Raw genomic sequence first — 15,438 nt, forward strand, 5'->3', positions numbered from 1 at the left:
TACCGTTGTTATCTCTTTCCTTTGTCATAAATCTCTCCCAGAGCTCTTGGAGCACGATTAGATTTTGAGAAAAATATAAGCAATAATAATGTAAGCACATAGGGTAAGGTCATAATTAAATCTGAAAATGTGCTTGGCATTTTAAGAAGTTGCCCTAAAAAATATCCCCCCGCCCTTGCAAATCCAAATAAAAGACAAGCTCCAAATGTAGGAAGTATCTTCCAGTTCCCAAAAATCAGTGCTGCAATTGCAAGATATCCATATCCCATGTAAATTGCAGGAGAAAAATTGGTAGATATGGAATAGGCAAAGCAAATTCCTCCAAGTCCAGATAAAGCACCGGATACCAATACTGCCTTGGATTGAATTTTAGATACCTCAGCACCAGCTGCATCTACTGAATGGGGATTGTCTCCACAAGCTCTAAGCCTTAGACCGAATCTTGTTTTATTTAAAACATAAGCTGCAAATATGGCAATAATTAATATCACTATTTCAAAAGCATAAATATTTGTAAATGCTGCTCCTAAAAATGGAATTTCAGATAATCCTGGAATGGTAAAACGAATTGATGTACCAATCTGAAATTTGTCAGACATGGCTCCAAATACTATACTATTTATCTGAGTTGTAAGAAATACTGTTAGGGCCATGGCAAGAATGTTAATTACTACACCGCTAATTACTTGATTGGCCTTAAAACGAATACATAACAAAGCATGTAATACGGAAAACAACATCCCACCTACCATGGATAATAATAGAGCTAGGTAGAATAATTTTTGTATAGGGATATTGAAAAAATGAGAAATCAGTACTGCTGATAGAGCACCAAAAAATGCACCAAATCCCTGCAATCCCTCAATAGCCAGATTAGTGATACCAGATCTTTCACTATAAATCCCACCAATTGCCATGATAAAAAGAGGCAATGCAAAGGATAATCCATCTATAATAAGTGTATCCATTATTCTAACTCCTTTCCTGCTCTAAATTCTAATTTATCCTTCCTACTTCTAATTTTAAACTGTATATACGCACCACATGCACTAAATAGCAAAATTAAACCTGTGATTACTGATGCAATTTCCTGTCTTACTCCTGCTATGGAACTCATATAAGTACTGCCCTTATCAATTATAGATACAATGAATGAAGATGCAATGATTCCATAGGGATTAGCATTTCCCAGTAATGCAACTGCTATGGAGTCAAAGCCCATACTTGGTAATACCTTAGGTTGTATGGAGGCATAATATCCTAGATAATAAGTAACTCCTGCTAAGCCAGCAAATGCTCCAGATAATACCATAGTTATTATCATGGTTTTCCCAACATTTATTCCAGCATATTTAGCTCCCTTTGGATTCGCACCTACTGCTTTTATTTCAAAACCAATCCGTGACTTATCTAGAAATATCTTTAGAACAATAGCTAGGATAATAGCAATGACAAAACCAATAGAAATATCCATCTTTAGTCCAGATAATTGGACATTAACTAATGTTAATCTGGCTGCTTCATTAATATATTTAGATTGTCTAGATACTGGATCTATATAATAGGAGTGAATAAAAAAGCTTAGTACATATTGGACAATATAATTAAACATAATTGAGGATACTACTTCATTTATATTAAACTTATATTTCAATAAACCAATAATCCCTCCAAGGGCTGAGCCTGCTAAAATACCGATGATTAAAACAAGAGGTTTTGCCATTATGGAACTTAATCCGCTATAACCAACGATTATGGTGGCAAAATATCCAGATAAAAGCATTTGTCCAGATACACCTATGTTAAATAATCCTCCTTTTAGGGCTATAGCAACAGCTAATGATGCAAAGATCATAGGTGTCATGAAATTAAGTAGAGTAAGAAAGTCTGTTAGCATACTCTTGTATCCTGCATAAGATGGCTTTGGTAGAATTCCAGCTCCTTGTAGAAGGTTGTAAAATGCGCCTAGAGGATTTTTCCCAAGAAATATAATTATGATTGAAGCTGTAATAAAGCTTAAGAGAATTAAGAAAGCTGGTATGGTTAGATGTTGCCATTTTTCATTGCCTAATAGCTTCAACATAATTTTACTTAAAAAGTTTCTTTTAGTTTTATCTTCATTGAACTTACTCATGCTATGACCCCCATCATAAATTCGCCCACTTCCTTGGTTGTTAGCGTTTCAGCAGGTGCAATCTTTTGTATCTCTCCATTATATATAACACCTATGGTATCAGCAATATTCATGATCTCATCTAATTCTAAAGAAATAAGAAGAATTGCTTTACCCTTATCTCTCTCTTCCAGAATCATCTTTTGTATATTTTCAATAGCTCCAATATCTAATCCCCTTGTTGGTTGAACAAAGATCATAAGAGGAGAGCCCAGTTCAATTTCTCTTCCAATAATTGCTTTCTGTTGATTACCACCACTCATTTGACGAACCTGAGTTTTTATTCCTTGACTACTTCGTATATCATACTTTTCTATAAGTTTTTCTCCATATTCATTGATTACATTCTTGTTTAATATGCCATTTTCACAAAAAGGCTTTTTATAATAATCTTTTAGTGCAATATTTTGTGCTAAGTTAAAATCTAATATCAATCCGTAAGATTGCCTATCTTCTGGTATATATGATATCCCTTCTAGGGTTCTCTTTCTAATACTATATCGACTAATATCTACTCCATTTAAAAGAATTCTACCACTTGATATATCTGTTAGTCCTCCAATAGCATCTGCTATTTCTACTTGCCCATTGCCTGAAACCCCAGCAATTGCAAAGACCTCACCAGCATGTATCTTAAATGAAACATCCTTGACTAGATGAAAATTATCTTGATTCTTTACTGTAAGATTATCTACTTCTAATACTACTTCTCCAAATTTTGCAGGATTCTTTTCAGTTTCAAATGAAACATCTCTTCCTACCATAAGATTTGCCATTACTTTCGTTGATGTATCCTTTACATCTAGCACATCAACTAGTTTACCTTTTTGTAGAATCGCACATCTATCTGCTACTCTTTTGATTTCTTCCAACTTGTGAGTAATCAGAATGATTGTCTTTCCACCTTTACGAAGCTCCTCAATAATACCTAATAAAAAATCTATTTCCTGGGGAGTTAGTACTGCTGTTGGTTCATCAAATATTAAAATCTCTGCTTCTCTATATAGCATTTTTAGAATTTCCACTCTTTGTTGGAGAGATACATTTATATCTTCAATTTTCTTTGAAGGATCAACTTCTAATCCATATTTTTTTGAGAGTTCAGCAATATCTTTGCTTGCATCTTTAATGTTTACATATGGAAACAATCCAGCAAATTTTTTCATAGGCTCTATACCAAGTATAATGTTTTCTGTTATTGTATAATTTTGAACTAGCTTAAAATGTTGGTGAACCATCCCTATATTTAGCTTTGTTGCAAAATTAGGTGAGTCTATATTCACCTTTTCACCTCTGACCCAAATTTCACCTTCATCTGGTTCATACATACCAAATAGCATACTCATTAATGTAGACTTGCCTGCACCATTCTCTCCTAAGAGTGCATATATCTCACCCTTCTTAATTTGAATGGTAATGTCATCATTTGCAATTATTCCAGGAAATCTCTTTGTTATATGTTTCATTTCAACAATATACTCAGACATATTCATTCTCCTTAGTTGTATTAATTAAGTAATTTCATATGATTCTTTATAAGTGAAAAAAATATCACTTCCTACTGCTTTTCTCAATAGAAAGCGATATTTTTTCATAAAAATTATTTATATCTTATTGGTCTATTTACTACTATTATGGTAAGCCTGGGAATGAGTCAGAAGTAATTCCATTAAAGTTTGCAGCTGGAACAATTTTACCTTCTTTTAACAATCCATAAGCCTCATCTATCTTTGAGATAGTATCTGATGTTAATTGATGGCGTCCTTCTTTACTCACATATCCTGTTGAGTCAGTATCTGCTCTTAATAAAACATTATCACCTTTAAAAGAACCATCCTTTACTAAATTTAAAGCTCTTTCCACATTAATATTCATAACCTTTAATACCGATGTTAATATTATATTTTTATTTCCACTTGCACCATCATCGTATTGGTCAACATCACAACCTATTACTTTTACATCTGTTGAAGCTTCTTTTGCTGCGGTAAACACACCATTACCTGTTCCACCAGCTGCTACAAAAATAATATCGACACCTTCAGCTATCAAAGCATTGCCTAATACCTTACCTGTTGCTTCATCAGCAAAGGATCCAGCATAGTTCCCGCCAACATTGGCACCTGTAACATCTGTACCTGCATATGAAGGTAAACTCACATATTCAACATTTTTGTTATACAACGCATTTACATAGTTTACCCCAGACTCAAATCCATATTGATAGTTTACATTAGATGGGAATGCAATACCATTTACAACTGCAACTTTATTTGTTTTAGTCTCTAAAGCTGCTGCCATACCTGCTAAGAATCCACTTTCTTCTTCAGCAAAGGTCATAGCATATACATTGTCAAACAATTCCGCTTCACCTTGTTTCTCTGGAAAGGAGTCGATTAATACAAATTTCTTCGTAGGGTTTTCCAATGCTACTGCTGAAACACCAGCAAATTGGAATCCAGGTGTAACAATCACATCATAATCTGCTACAATATCAGCTACTGCTTGAACTGCTGCTGCTTGATCTCCAGTAGGTTCTTTTACTGCCTTTACAGTTGCTGAAGGGTTTGCTTCAATGAACTTTAATATACCATTGTAGTTATCTTCATTAAAAGATCCATCATCTACTCCAGAAGGACTACTAACGATAGCAATCTTTAACCCATCTCCTGCACCTTCTGGTGTTTTTGCTGAGTTAGAACATCCACTTACTACGATAGATACCAATACTACTAAGATTAATAACTTTGATAAAATGCTTTTCTTGTTTTTCATAATTCTTCCTCCTTTTTTATCTGTTAGTATATTTATTTGTTAAAACCTAAAACCTACTTTGAATTCCCGTGATTCAAATGCCTTTTCATAATCTTCTAATTCATATAAGTCGATAGGTGGAAATTGTATCAAACCTAGTTTTAGTAATTGCAATGCTGGTTCAAAGGGACCACATCTACTTCCTTTGATAGTAATCTCATTCACTACAAAATCACTCATATCTATTTCGACTTTTCCTGCATAAGTGGTTTTAATAACAATAGTTCCTTTTTTCCTAACTATTTTTTGTGCTGTTAATATGCCAGATGGAGAGCCAGAAGCATCTATAACTATTTCATAAGATTCTTCTGTATTTGTCCTTACCTTAGCAAAGGATTTAAATAAGTTTAATTTCTCTTCATGTTTACCAATTATAGTTAAATTAGCTCCTGTCAAAGACACTACTTGGGCGATCATATATGCAAGTCGTCCATCTCCAATGATTCCAACACTAGTAGAGGGCTTTATATGCACTTGCTCCAAAATCTCCAGTGCTGCTGCAAGAGGTTCTGTAAATATTGCGACTTCAGATGGTACTTCTTTAGGCACTATATGCAATAATTCATTTCTTATAGTTATATACTGGGCAAAACATCCATCTTTCCCCGAAATTCCTACTACCTTTCTATTTTCACAGTGAGTTGGTCGCCCGGTTTTGCAATAAATACAATGGCCACAATTTTCATTGATTTCACCAACAACACGGTGCCCGATTAAGGAAGGATCATCGGACTCTAGGACTTTTCCAACAAATTCATGACCTAGTATGCCTTTAAAATCAGGTCTATATCCTTTTAAAATTTCTTTATCTGTATTGCATATTGCACTGACAATAATTTCAACCAATGATTCTCCAGACTTAGGAGATGGTTTTGGATAGTTTTCCACATATTGAAGACTTTTATCATAGTATAAAGCTTTCATATGAACTCCTCACTTTACTATATTTAAAATATCTAGAGCTGAATAATTGAATTATTACAAGAGCAATTATCTTGGTCCAGCCCTTCTTTAAATACTTTGATAAATACATCTGTTATATTTTCTCTGTTTTTATCAACTGAACCCTGTATATCATGTATGGCTATTTCCCCACCAATACCTGTACACCAATTGGTTATAATACCTATAGCAGAATAACACATACCAAGTTCCTTTGCAAAAACTACTTCAGGGACTGAAGTCATCCCTACAACATCACCAATATTTTTATACATTTTTATCTCACTGGCTGTTTCAAATCTTGGACCTTCAGTACATATATATACAGCCTCTCCCTTAATATCTAAGCCTAATTCTTTAGAGAAAAGATAAAACTTCTCTCTCATATTTTTGCAATAAGGATCACTCATATCTACATGTTTTACTGGTTCGTCCCCTCCTTCAAAAAAAGTAACAGGTCTTGATTTTGTGAAGTCAAGGAAATCATTTATCACTACAACATCTCCAGGAGCATAGTTTTCATTGCAAGATCCTACTGCTGCTGTTGCGTAGATATATTTTACCCCATATTCTTTTAATGCCATCATATTCGCCTTATAATTTATTAGATGAGGCGGCTTAGAATGTTCTTTCCCATGTCTAGCTAAAAAAACTATTTCTTCTCCATCTATGTTTACTACATCCAATTCCACTTCACCATATTTTGTTTTAACCTTCTCTACTCTACTATTGTGACTAGTACCATATACGCCAGTCCCTCCAATTATTGCCTTCATCTTATCCCTCCTTTAACAAGTAGTCCTTCTTCAATAAGTTTAAAAATTGGTGCCTGGCACCAAAAACTAAACTTATTTTAGTTTCATTATGTTCTCTTTATAAGGAGCTCTTATAATGCCCTTTTCTGTAATTATTCCAGTGATATTTTCCCAAGGTGTTACATCAAAGGCTGGATTAAATACATCTATACCCTCTGGGGCAGTTCTAACTCCATCTATATGAGTCACTTCAGATTTATCTCTTTCTTCTATTTCAATATCTTTTCCTGTCTCGATATCAAAATCTATTGTTGTAGTAGGTGCAACAATATAAAAAGGAACATTATAAGCTTTAGCTACTACGGACAACATAAATGTACCTATTTTATTTGCAGTATCTCCATTGGAGGCTATTCTATCCGCTCCCACTAAAATTACATCTATCTTTCCATCTCTTATTAATGTAGCCGCTACATTATCAGCTATTAACTTTGATGGTATTTCTTCCTGTACCAACTCCCATGCAGTTAGTCTACCGCCTTGTAACCTTGGTCTTGTTTCATCAGCATAAACAAATATATTCTTTCCAGTATAGTGAGCTTCCCTCACAACTCCAAGGGCAGTACCGTATCCTACTGTTGCTAAAGCACCAGTATTACAATGGGTTAAAATAGTTGCCCCTTCCTTAATTACTTCATTACCATGCTTTGCCATGGTTTTGTTGGTTTCAATATCCTCTTCAAATATCTTATCTGCTTCTTCTCTTATCTTTTTATAAATATCTACTGTAGATGATGATTTATTTTCCTCTATAAGCTTTCTCATTTTTCCGATAGCCCACATTAAGTTTACAGCTGTCGGTCTTGAGTTGTTCAATATATCTAAAGCTTCATCCATTTTTGAAAAGAAATTTTCCTTTTCTTCACCTAAGAATTCTTTAGCTGCTAAAACCACCCCATATGCAGCTGTTGCACCTATAGCTGGTGCTCCTCTAACAACCATATCCTTTATTGCAAAATCAACATCTCTAAAATCCTTACATTGAAATATTTCGTATATTGTAGGTAACTTTCTTTGGTCTATTAAATACAATATATCATCCTTAAATTCAATAGTTTTTATCTCTTTCATCTTCTTCCTCCTTGGTTTATTTATACTAAAGTAATTAAGTAATCCTATTTACCTTTAATTTAAATATTTCAGAATCAAAATAATCAAATGAGTATAAAATTGGATGTCCTTCTTTATCATAATGTAGCTGATGTAGCAATATGAAAAGTTTGTTCTTAGGAACCTTTAAGCGTTCAATCATTTCTTCCGTAGGTAAAGTTGGTATTATTTCAGTAGTTGCATAATCCATGACAATTCCAAACTTTTCTTTAATGTAAGAAAATACAGATTCTGAATCAATATTATCTAAACTTTCATTGTTTACTAACTTTTTAGGAATAGTATCTACTAAATAGGCTGCAGCTTTACCATTGGCAGTTCTAATTCTTTTTAAAGTAATAATCTTATCGTTAGCTTCAAGTCTTAATTTTTTTACCATATCCTTAGTTGGATATCCTTCTTCAACACCAACCCATGTGGTACCTGGTTGATATCCAAAGCTTTGGATAATTTCTGTGATACTTTCCAGTTTTTCTAGTCCAGATTCAATTTGAATTGGTCTCTTGTTTATAAAAGTTCCTTTTCCTTTTATCTTATATATTATCTTGTCCTGTTCTAGTAGGGCCAAAGCCTCTCTAACTGTATATCTACTTACACCTAATATATCCATAAATGTATTTTCAGATGGTAAGATTTCATCTGCTTGGAGCTCTTCATTCTCGATAAACTTTAATATTTCATGCTTTGTTTTAGAGCTTAAGGAAATAGATTTAATCATTGTTTTTTAACTTGCCCATAAGTTTTAAATTTTTCAAGCATTAGAAGCATCTCTTCCTCTGGAAGAATCACAGGCTCTCCAATAGCCTTTGTTCTATAGTATAGCTCTGCACAATATTCAATTTCCTCTGTAATATTAAAGGCATTTGCAAGATCCTTTGCTCCAGCTAAAAGCCCATGGTTAGCTAATAATACTGCATATCTATCTTTCATAGCTTCATATGCATTTTCAGCTAATTCCTTAGTTCCATAAGTTGCATATTTGGCACATCTAACATCTAGACCTGCTAATGCAAGCATATAATGCACAGGTGGTAATGACCAGTTTAAACATGCAAGAGTTGTTGCGTACATAGTATGGGTATGAATTATAGCATCAATATCTTCCCTATTAGCATAAAATATTCTATGCATTTCATATTCAGATGAAGGATCTTTAGCACCATCAACTTTGTTGCCATGAATATCAAGTACTACCACATCTTCAGGTTTTATTTCAAAATAATCTATCCCTGAAGGTGATATACACATTAGACCTTTCTCTCTATTATAAATACTTAAATTCCCACCAGTTCCTTTAGTAAGGCTTGATGTAACAAGCTTTTTCCCATATTCAACAATTTGCTCTCTCTCTTCTTGCATTAACATTGAACCAGCTCCTGACTTAATATTTTATATAATATTTAACTTGTCTGACATCTATGATTAAATAATAGCACTCGGCAAATTTTCTGTCAATATTAGAATTGTTAAAGTTGAACTAATTTTGTAACTTCTTTGTTACACAAACTTGCCTTTTTCGTTATATAATATGCTTAATAGAAAGGAGAGTATTTATGTCGCAAAAACAAATAACACTTATAGTGCTAATAATATGTTTGTCTATCCTTACAATAGGCTGCTCAACAAAAGAAATTTTACCAACTACCTTAAGCCCAGAGCAATCCATTAAGGAAATTATTGTATCTAAGGGTTCTAACTATGATTTTTTAGCTGATCAAGCCTATGTAAATCATATCAATACCTTAATTAACAGCCTTGTAAATGACCAACAATCTGAAACTCCTCCATATGCTGTAGGAAATCTTGATGAAGATAATATTCCAGAACTAGCAATATTTAGAAACAGAGATCCTAATAATATGGATGATGAAGGAAGTTTAGAAATATATAAATTTACCCAAGAAAAATACAGTCTAATAGATAGTATTTCAATGAACTACGATAATGGCAACGAACATATTATTATAGGAAAGATATCTGAGGATCAAAACGGATTGTTTCTAAATAATAGTGTAGGTGCTCATTCAGGCATAACATATGGATTTATATTAAAAGACAGTAAGCTTGAAAGTATTTTTAATGAAAATAAAATTTCACTGATATCTGTATATGCTGGTAATGAAATAACTGATGTTGATAATGATGGGATTTTAGAATTTAGTATATATTCTGTTGACCCAGAAACTGAAGATACTAGCTTTGCAGGCTCAGATAAAATGACTCTTTGGTATAAATGGGATGGTAAAGATTCTGCTACTTTAGTAAAAGTTGAAAGGAAGGATTATTCCTCTGAAAAGTCTAATGAAGAAATTTTAAATCAAGGAAAAGAATTAATTGAAAACAATTTCTCTGAAGCATTACAATATATAAATGAACATAAGAATGAATTATCTAAGTACGACAATACTGAACTTCTAATGGAATATATTTCCAAATTGGATGAAATATCATTTGATAGAAGTGTAGAAATAGAGAATTTATTCATTAAGTATCAAAATGGTGAGAATTTTGATTATTTATTTAAGAAATATGAATTATCTATAGCCAAATTAAATAGCTTAGAATATCTAAGTAGAGAAAAAGTCTTAAAAGATGAAGAAGAGTTAAAGAAGCATCTCATAGATCATATAAATCTAGGGTATAAGCTAGATACTTCAGAAGGACTTTATTATTATTTAATAGATAATCAAAAATTTGTAGATAGCTTTGGTGAGAATATAACTAATGAATATAATGATTATCTCAAAATATTAGCACTAGATACTAATGAGCCTTACATGAATGATGGAAGCCTTATGATATCTATGGAGAGTCTAGCTGAAAGAATTTTATTAGTTGAAAGCTTTAAAATGATTTATCCATACTCCAATCTACTGCCTAAGGTTAATGAAATATATCAATGGTATATATATACTTATTTCTATGGAGATAACCATGTTCCTAATTACGATTACGACTCTTTTGTGATGAAAGATGAAATCTTACAGGAGTATGCAAATACCATAGAAAAATATGAATATACTAATTTTGCAGATATAATTAGAAGTTTTATGGAATGGCTAAAGCAAAATAATAATATAATGAATGATGATATTCGGGTAAAACTAGATGAAAGATTAAATTAATCACAAAATCCTCCCATCATAATATTATGTACTATGTAATATTATAACAAGGGGGGATTTTTTTGTTGTCAAGGAAAGAATTTATTCAAATTTCACTAGAAACAAACTTATTTTTTCAAAGAATAATGAAGGAGCATCTGTTTTTTATAGAAACTAGCCTGCTACCAATCAATAAAGCCGATATAGCCGAGGCTAATATACTAAAGAAATCATTTGAAGATCTATTATCAGAAACTGTTATATTTGGTAATTGTGCAGTAAGGAATGAAGTTTTGCAGTCAAATGAGATTGTGACACCTTTAACTCTAGGAGCAGAGAAAAAATCTTCAGAATTAACCGGTGCTTCTATTAATATGGAGATTACTGAAGCTGAACTTAATTTGAGATCAGATCCTAATTTTAATTATACAGAATGGCTAGAAGATAAAATATGCAACATAAATATGAGATCAATGAACTTATTAGAAGAAGTCATTGAATTCAAAAAGAAACTTCTTAGAATGGAGTTAGAATGTCAAATATTTACAAACCTTTACCCTCTTTTAATAGAGCATATTCTTCGCGAGGCTGAATTATATATGTCCATATTAAATAGTCTACAAAACAGAATGTTACCAGATAGAAGCGTATGTGATGATATGAACTTTTGGAATGTTAGAATGAAGGAACATGCAGAGTTTATTGATGGTCTCCTCGATCCTACTGAAGAAGCTTTGAAGGAAACAGCAGAAGAATTGGCAGAAAGATTCGAAAAGATATTAGAAAAAGGATGTAATAAAAATAACGAAAAAGAAATCAGAGTTAAAAGTCTAAAAGCAGCAGAAGATATAATGGCTTTCAAGAAAGCAGGCACAGAAGGCCTACTAGAATGTAAAATCAAATCAATTATCATCCCTCTTTTAGGAGATCATGTCCTAAGAGAAGCAAATCATTATATAAGAATATTGAAAGAGATGAGAATCTGATAGGTTATCCTATCAGATTTTTATTTATATATATTCAAATTAAAGAAGAGCTTCTAAAGAAGCATTAATGTAGCTCTTCTTGAAACTCATAACGGAAAGTTTATTAAACAAAAGAAAAAAAGTATAACTTTCCTATTCGTTATAAGATATAATAAGCTTATTAACTGATGGGAGTAGATAAGATGAGAAATATTAAGATGAATTTACAATTTGATGGTAGTAGATATGCTGGATGGCAGAGGTTAGGTGATAAAGAAAATACTATACAAGCTAAACTAGAAGAATTACTTAAAAAAATGACCTCAGAAGAAATAAATGTAATCGGATGCTCTAGGACTGATAAAGGCGTCCATGGAAAATCCTTAGTATGCAATTTTCACACTAAGTCTAGTATGACAATAGAAGAAATGGAAGATTATATAAATCGCTATCTACCTGATGATATAGTGGCTTATGATCTGGAAGAAGTAGATGAAAGATTCCACTCTAGATATAATGCAAAATCCAAGTTTTATAGATATACTATTGATAATAATAAATATCAAGATGTATTCACTAGAAAATTCACTACTCATATAGCAGATAATCTAAACCTTGAGTATATGCAAGAAGCTGCTAATTATTTAGTGGGAACTTTTGATTTTGCAGCTTTTACTACTACTAAATCAAAGAAGAAGGATGCAATAAGGACTATAACTAGGATCAATATTTCAAGAGATGGCAAGTATATTTATATCGACTATGAAGGGGATGGCTTTCTTCACAATATGATTAGGATAATCACTGGTACTTTAATTAGGGTAGGAAAAAAAGAAATAAACCCTAGATATGTAATAAATATTTTGGAAGCTAAAGATCGTAGTATTGCAGGTCCAATGGCTGATCCTAAGGGACTTTGCTTAATAGAGGTTATTTATTGATTTTCCATATGATATAATCAAAGCAAATATACTTTTCAATAAATTAAAAGGAGAGGATTTTGTGATTTATAGAAATGCTACATTAAAAGACATTCCTGCTATTTCTAAATTACAGGAACAATATCATATATCCACTATTAGTGAAGAGGATAAAGCCGATGGATTTGTCACAACCTTATTTACAGAAAGTCAGTTTAAGGATTTAATTGAAAAAGAAAATGGACTTGCAATAGCCTGTGATGGAGATAGGGTTGTAGCTTATGCAATGGCAGGATCTTGGGACTATTGGTCAGCATGGCCGCTTTTCCAACATATGATAAAGGATTTGCCTAATACAAAGTACTTAGATCAAGTTCTTTCCACAGAAAACTCCTATCAATATGGACCTATTTGTATTCACAAGGACTATAGAGGTACTGAAGTTCTGCCAAATATCTTTGAGTTCTCTAGAGCTCAAATGAGTAAAAGATATCCCATAATGATTACTTTTATCAACCAAATCAATCCTAGATCCTACCATTCTCATACTAAAAAGCTAGGGCTTGATTTAATTAAGACCTTTGAATTCAACAATAATCAATATTATGAATTAGGATATGATATGTCTAAAAAGACTAAGGGATCTAGTATATAATTAAAAGAAACAAGACTATGTTTTTGGATGCAAAAACATAGTCTTTTCTTTCAATTAATTCAGGCAAACTTTCTGGTCAATATAGTACTGAGCTTGTGAATTCCATAGTTTACTATAAAGTTCTTGATTCTCAAGTAATTCTTCGTGAGTTCCTCTTTCCTTTATCTCACCTTCATCGAATACAATTATATCATTGCAAAATCTACAACTACTCATACGGTGAGAGATATATAAAGTTGTTTTATCCTCTACTAAATTATCAAACCTTTGGTAAATATCAAATTCACTCAATGGATCAAGGGCAGCTGTAGGCTCATCTAGGATTACCACTGGAGCATTTTTGTAAAGGGCACGAGCTATGGAAATCTTTTGTTTCTCCCCTCCACTATGTTTACCTGATGAATCCTCATTAAATAGCCTTTTAACATCTAGCTTATCATCAGAAACACCTTCAAGCAATTTCTCCCCACGAATAAATTCTTCGGATAAGCCTGCTCTTACAAGGGAGTCATTTACTAGTTCTTCATCATACATAGTACTACAAGATACATTCTCCTTAATATTATCACCATATAGACCGAAATCCTGAAATACTACAGAGAACAAGCCTAAATAATCATGATAATCATATTTCCTAATGTCAACCCCATTAAGTTTAATTGTCCCACTGGTAGGTTCATAGAGACGAATTAATAGCTTAATAAATGTAGTTTTCCCCGCACCATTAGGCCCTACTATGGCCATTTTGTCATGGAGATTCAATTTGCAATTAATGTTCTTGAGGACATAATTCTCTTGATTAGGATAGCGAAAGCTCACATCTTCAAACTCAAATTCATACTCATTATCACTTCGCTTTTCAACAGGAATTTTTCCCGTTTCAAATCTATTTGGTAAATCCATATACTGGACTATTTCCTTGAAATAAACCATAAGCTTAGCTAACTCTTGATAAGCAGTTACAAAGCTGATAACAGAAGTATTCATCTTAACAATAGCTTGACTATACTGTACAAGATAGCCTAAGGAAATAGCATTGGCAAAGACCTTAAGACTTGTCAAAAGATATGCTAAAGTCGTCACAGCTCCACTGGCACCTGAATTAGCTGCAGACTGTATTACCCAGTATTTGCCTTCCTTTGTATAGCTTGAAGCAATTTTATCCGCTGCTGCTTTAACCATACTATTGATACTATCTTCCATGGCATAGCTTTGAATCACCTTTGTCTTTTCTTCATCTCCAAGCAATCTCCAAGCATAGCTTGCCATTTTTTCTGCTTGAAGCTTATCTTTGAAAAGCTTGAATACCACCTCATTACAAAATTTGATTATATATGCTAAAACTCCACTGGTCAATGCACTGAATACAAGAATTATCATAATGGAAACTAAAGGATTTGTTGCAATAGCAATCCATCCCTCTGCATCTCCTACAGCCAAGCAAAGACGAATGACTAGTATAGAGGCGAAAGCAAAAGAGATAAAAGCCTGAATACTCTGTTCCAGTTGATTTAAAACAGTATAATAATTGCCTTGATAGCGTAAAGATGTAATTGCATTGACAAAATCTGTCATGGTTTTTCCATCTTCTACTGTTTCATAATCAATTTCCAAAGGTTTCATATGAATCAAAGCATCAACCTTAATTTGTACACTTCTTGCATGTTTTAAATATCCATTCTTAATAAACTCAAAAATTAAATTTGCCAATGCTGTTGAAATAATCATGATAAGAATCCATATCATACTTCTCCTATACTCACCCTTCAGCATGGAATCTAAAATTGGAGCGCTTAAGACAATTGAAATATAAGGAATTAAGGCACCCATGATACTATTTAGAAGGAGTAAGGGGATCAAGGAATGATCTAATGGATAAAATCGTCTAATCAATGAATATACCTCTCTTAGAGTTTGTTTTGTTTTTAATTTATCCATAT

General features: G+C 32.7%; 14 protein-coding genes. 4 read left to right on the forward strand and 10 right to left on the reverse strand.

Annotated features, from left to right (window positions below; translation table 11 throughout):
* Positions 1–8 precede the first annotated feature (8 nt).
* The 9 genes from RIN63_RS09345 to RIN63_RS09385 form a co-directional block, all read right to left on the reverse strand.
* On the reverse strand, positions 9–968 hold the full coding sequence (locus tag RIN63_RS09345; protein WP_310444459.1) for an ABC transporter permease: 960 nt from the start codon (positions 966–968) through the stop codon (positions 9–11).
* Positions 968–2,134: an ABC transporter permease gene (locus RIN63_RS09350; RefSeq protein ID WP_310444460.1), complete on the reverse strand. Its 1,167-nt coding sequence runs from the start codon at positions 2,132–2,134 to the stop codon at positions 968–970. Before RIN63_RS09350 ends, RIN63_RS09345 begins: the two co-directional genes overlap by 1 nt.
* Complete coding sequence (locus RIN63_RS09355; protein ID WP_310444461.1) at positions 2,131–3,660, reverse strand: ABC transporter ATP-binding protein; 1,530 nt, start codon at positions 3,658–3,660, stop codon at positions 2,131–2,133. Before RIN63_RS09355 ends, RIN63_RS09350 begins: the two co-directional genes overlap by 4 nt.
* 145 nt (positions 3,661–3,805) lie before the next feature.
* A complete protein-coding gene (locus tag RIN63_RS09360) occupies positions 3,806–4,948 on the reverse strand; it encodes a BMP family ABC transporter substrate-binding protein (RefSeq protein WP_310444462.1) in 1,143 nt (380 codons plus the stop codon).
* Positions 4,949–4,987: 39 nt separating this feature from the next.
* Complete coding sequence (locus RIN63_RS09365; protein WP_310444463.1) at positions 4,988–5,911, reverse strand: alcohol dehydrogenase catalytic domain-containing protein; 924 nt, start codon at positions 5,909–5,911, stop codon at positions 4,988–4,990.
* Positions 5,912–5,943: 32 nt separating this feature from the next.
* Positions 5,944–6,705 (reverse strand): MTAP family purine nucleoside phosphorylase, encoded by a 762-nt coding sequence (locus tag RIN63_RS09370; RefSeq protein WP_310444464.1) that lies wholly within the window; start codon positions 6,703–6,705, stop codon positions 5,944–5,946.
* A 72-nt stretch (positions 6,706–6,777) separates the two neighbouring features.
* A complete protein-coding gene (gene mtnA, locus RIN63_RS09375) occupies positions 6,778–7,815 on the reverse strand; it encodes an S-methyl-5-thioribose-1-phosphate isomerase (RefSeq protein WP_310444465.1) in 1,038 nt (345 codons plus the stop codon).
* A 34-nt stretch (positions 7,816–7,849) separates the two neighbouring features.
* Entirely contained in the window at positions 7,850–8,572 is a 723-nt protein-coding gene (locus RIN63_RS09380) for a GntR family transcriptional regulator (protein WP_310444466.1), read from the reverse strand.
* Positions 8,569–9,219 carry an L-fuculose-phosphate aldolase gene (locus tag RIN63_RS09385; RefSeq protein WP_310444467.1) on the reverse strand — a complete coding sequence of 217 codons (651 nt, stop codon included), beginning with the start codon at positions 9,217–9,219 and terminating at the stop codon, positions 8,569–8,571. Before RIN63_RS09385 ends, RIN63_RS09380 begins: the two co-directional genes overlap by 4 nt.
* Before the next feature lie 188 nt (positions 9,220–9,407).
* Between RIN63_RS09385 and RIN63_RS09390 the strand changes: the two genes are divergently transcribed.
* From RIN63_RS09390 to RIN63_RS09405, 4 genes are all read left to right on the forward strand, one after another.
* On the forward strand, positions 9,408–10,979 hold the full coding sequence (locus RIN63_RS09390) for a hypothetical protein (RefSeq protein ID WP_310444468.1): 1,572 nt from the start codon (positions 9,408–9,410) through the stop codon (positions 10,977–10,979).
* A 62-nt stretch (positions 10,980–11,041) separates the two neighbouring features.
* Positions 11,042–11,944, forward strand: a complete 903-nt coding sequence (locus RIN63_RS09395) for a DUF2935 domain-containing protein (protein WP_310444469.1) — start codon at positions 11,042–11,044, stop codon at positions 11,942–11,944.
* A gap of 182 nt (positions 11,945–12,126) precedes the next feature.
* Positions 12,127–12,864 (forward strand): tRNA pseudouridine(38-40) synthase TruA, encoded by a 738-nt coding sequence (truA, locus tag RIN63_RS09400; RefSeq protein ID WP_310444470.1) that lies wholly within the window; start codon positions 12,127–12,129, stop codon positions 12,862–12,864.
* 61 nt (positions 12,865–12,925) lie between these two features.
* The gene (locus RIN63_RS09405) at positions 12,926–13,498 is read left to right on the forward strand and encodes a GNAT family acetyltransferase (RefSeq protein WP_310444471.1); all 573 of its coding nucleotides are present in this window, start codon (positions 12,926–12,928) and stop codon (positions 13,496–13,498) included.
* A 54-nt stretch (positions 13,499–13,552) separates the two neighbouring features.
* On the opposite strand, the gene RIN63_RS09410 is transcribed toward RIN63_RS09405, so the two are convergent.
* Positions 13,553–15,436: an ABC transporter ATP-binding protein gene (locus tag RIN63_RS09410; protein WP_310444472.1), complete on the reverse strand. Its 1,884-nt coding sequence runs from the start codon at positions 15,434–15,436 to the stop codon at positions 13,553–13,555.
* Between the last annotated feature and the right edge of the window lie 2 nt (positions 15,437–15,438).

Source organism: Tissierella sp. (assembly GCF_031460495.1).
Lineage (GTDB): Bacteria > Bacillota > Clostridia > Tissierellales > Tissierellaceae > JAVKTS01.

Bases quoted from the DNA above. Each gene is read 5' to 3' on its own strand.
- RIN63_RS09370 (WP_310444464.1), bottom strand. From the start codon at position 6,705: ATGAAGGCAATAATTGGAGGGACTGGCGTATATGGTACTAGTCACAAT.
- RIN63_RS09380 (WP_310444466.1), bottom strand. From the start codon at position 8,572: ATGATTAAATCTATTTCCTTAAGCTCTAAAACAAAGCATGAAATATTA.
- RIN63_RS09365 (WP_310444463.1), bottom strand. From the start codon at position 5,911: ATGAAAGCTTTATACTATGATAAAAGTCTTCAATATGTGGAAAACTAT.
- RIN63_RS09345 (WP_310444459.1), bottom strand. From the start codon at position 968: ATGGATACACTTATTATAGATGGATTATCCTTTGCATTGCCTCTTTTT.
- RIN63_RS09350 (WP_310444460.1), bottom strand. From the start codon at position 2,134: ATGAGTAAGTTCAATGAAGATAAAACTAAAAGAAACTTTTTAAGTAAA.
- RIN63_RS09385 (WP_310444467.1), bottom strand. From the start codon at position 9,219: ATGTTAATGCAAGAAGAGAGAGAGCAAATTGTTGAATATGGGAAAAAG.
- RIN63_RS09360 (WP_310444462.1), bottom strand. From the start codon at position 4,948: ATGAAAAACAAGAAAAGCATTTTATCAAAGTTATTAATCTTAGTAGTA.
- RIN63_RS09390 (WP_310444468.1), top strand. From the start codon at position 9,408: ATGTCGCAAAAACAAATAACACTTATAGTGCTAATAATATGTTTGTCT.
- RIN63_RS09410 (WP_310444472.1), bottom strand. From the start codon at position 15,436: ATGGATAAATTAAAAACAAAACAAACTCTAAGAGAGGTATATTCATTG.
- truA (WP_310444470.1), top strand. From the start codon at position 12,127: ATGAGAAATATTAAGATGAATTTACAATTTGATGGTAGTAGATATGCT.
- RIN63_RS09355 (WP_310444461.1), bottom strand. From the start codon at position 3,660: ATGTCTGAGTATATTGTTGAAATGAAACATATAACAAAGAGATTTCCT.
- mtnA (WP_310444465.1), bottom strand. From the start codon at position 7,815: ATGAAAGAGATAAAAACTATTGAATTTAAGGATGATATATTGTATTTA.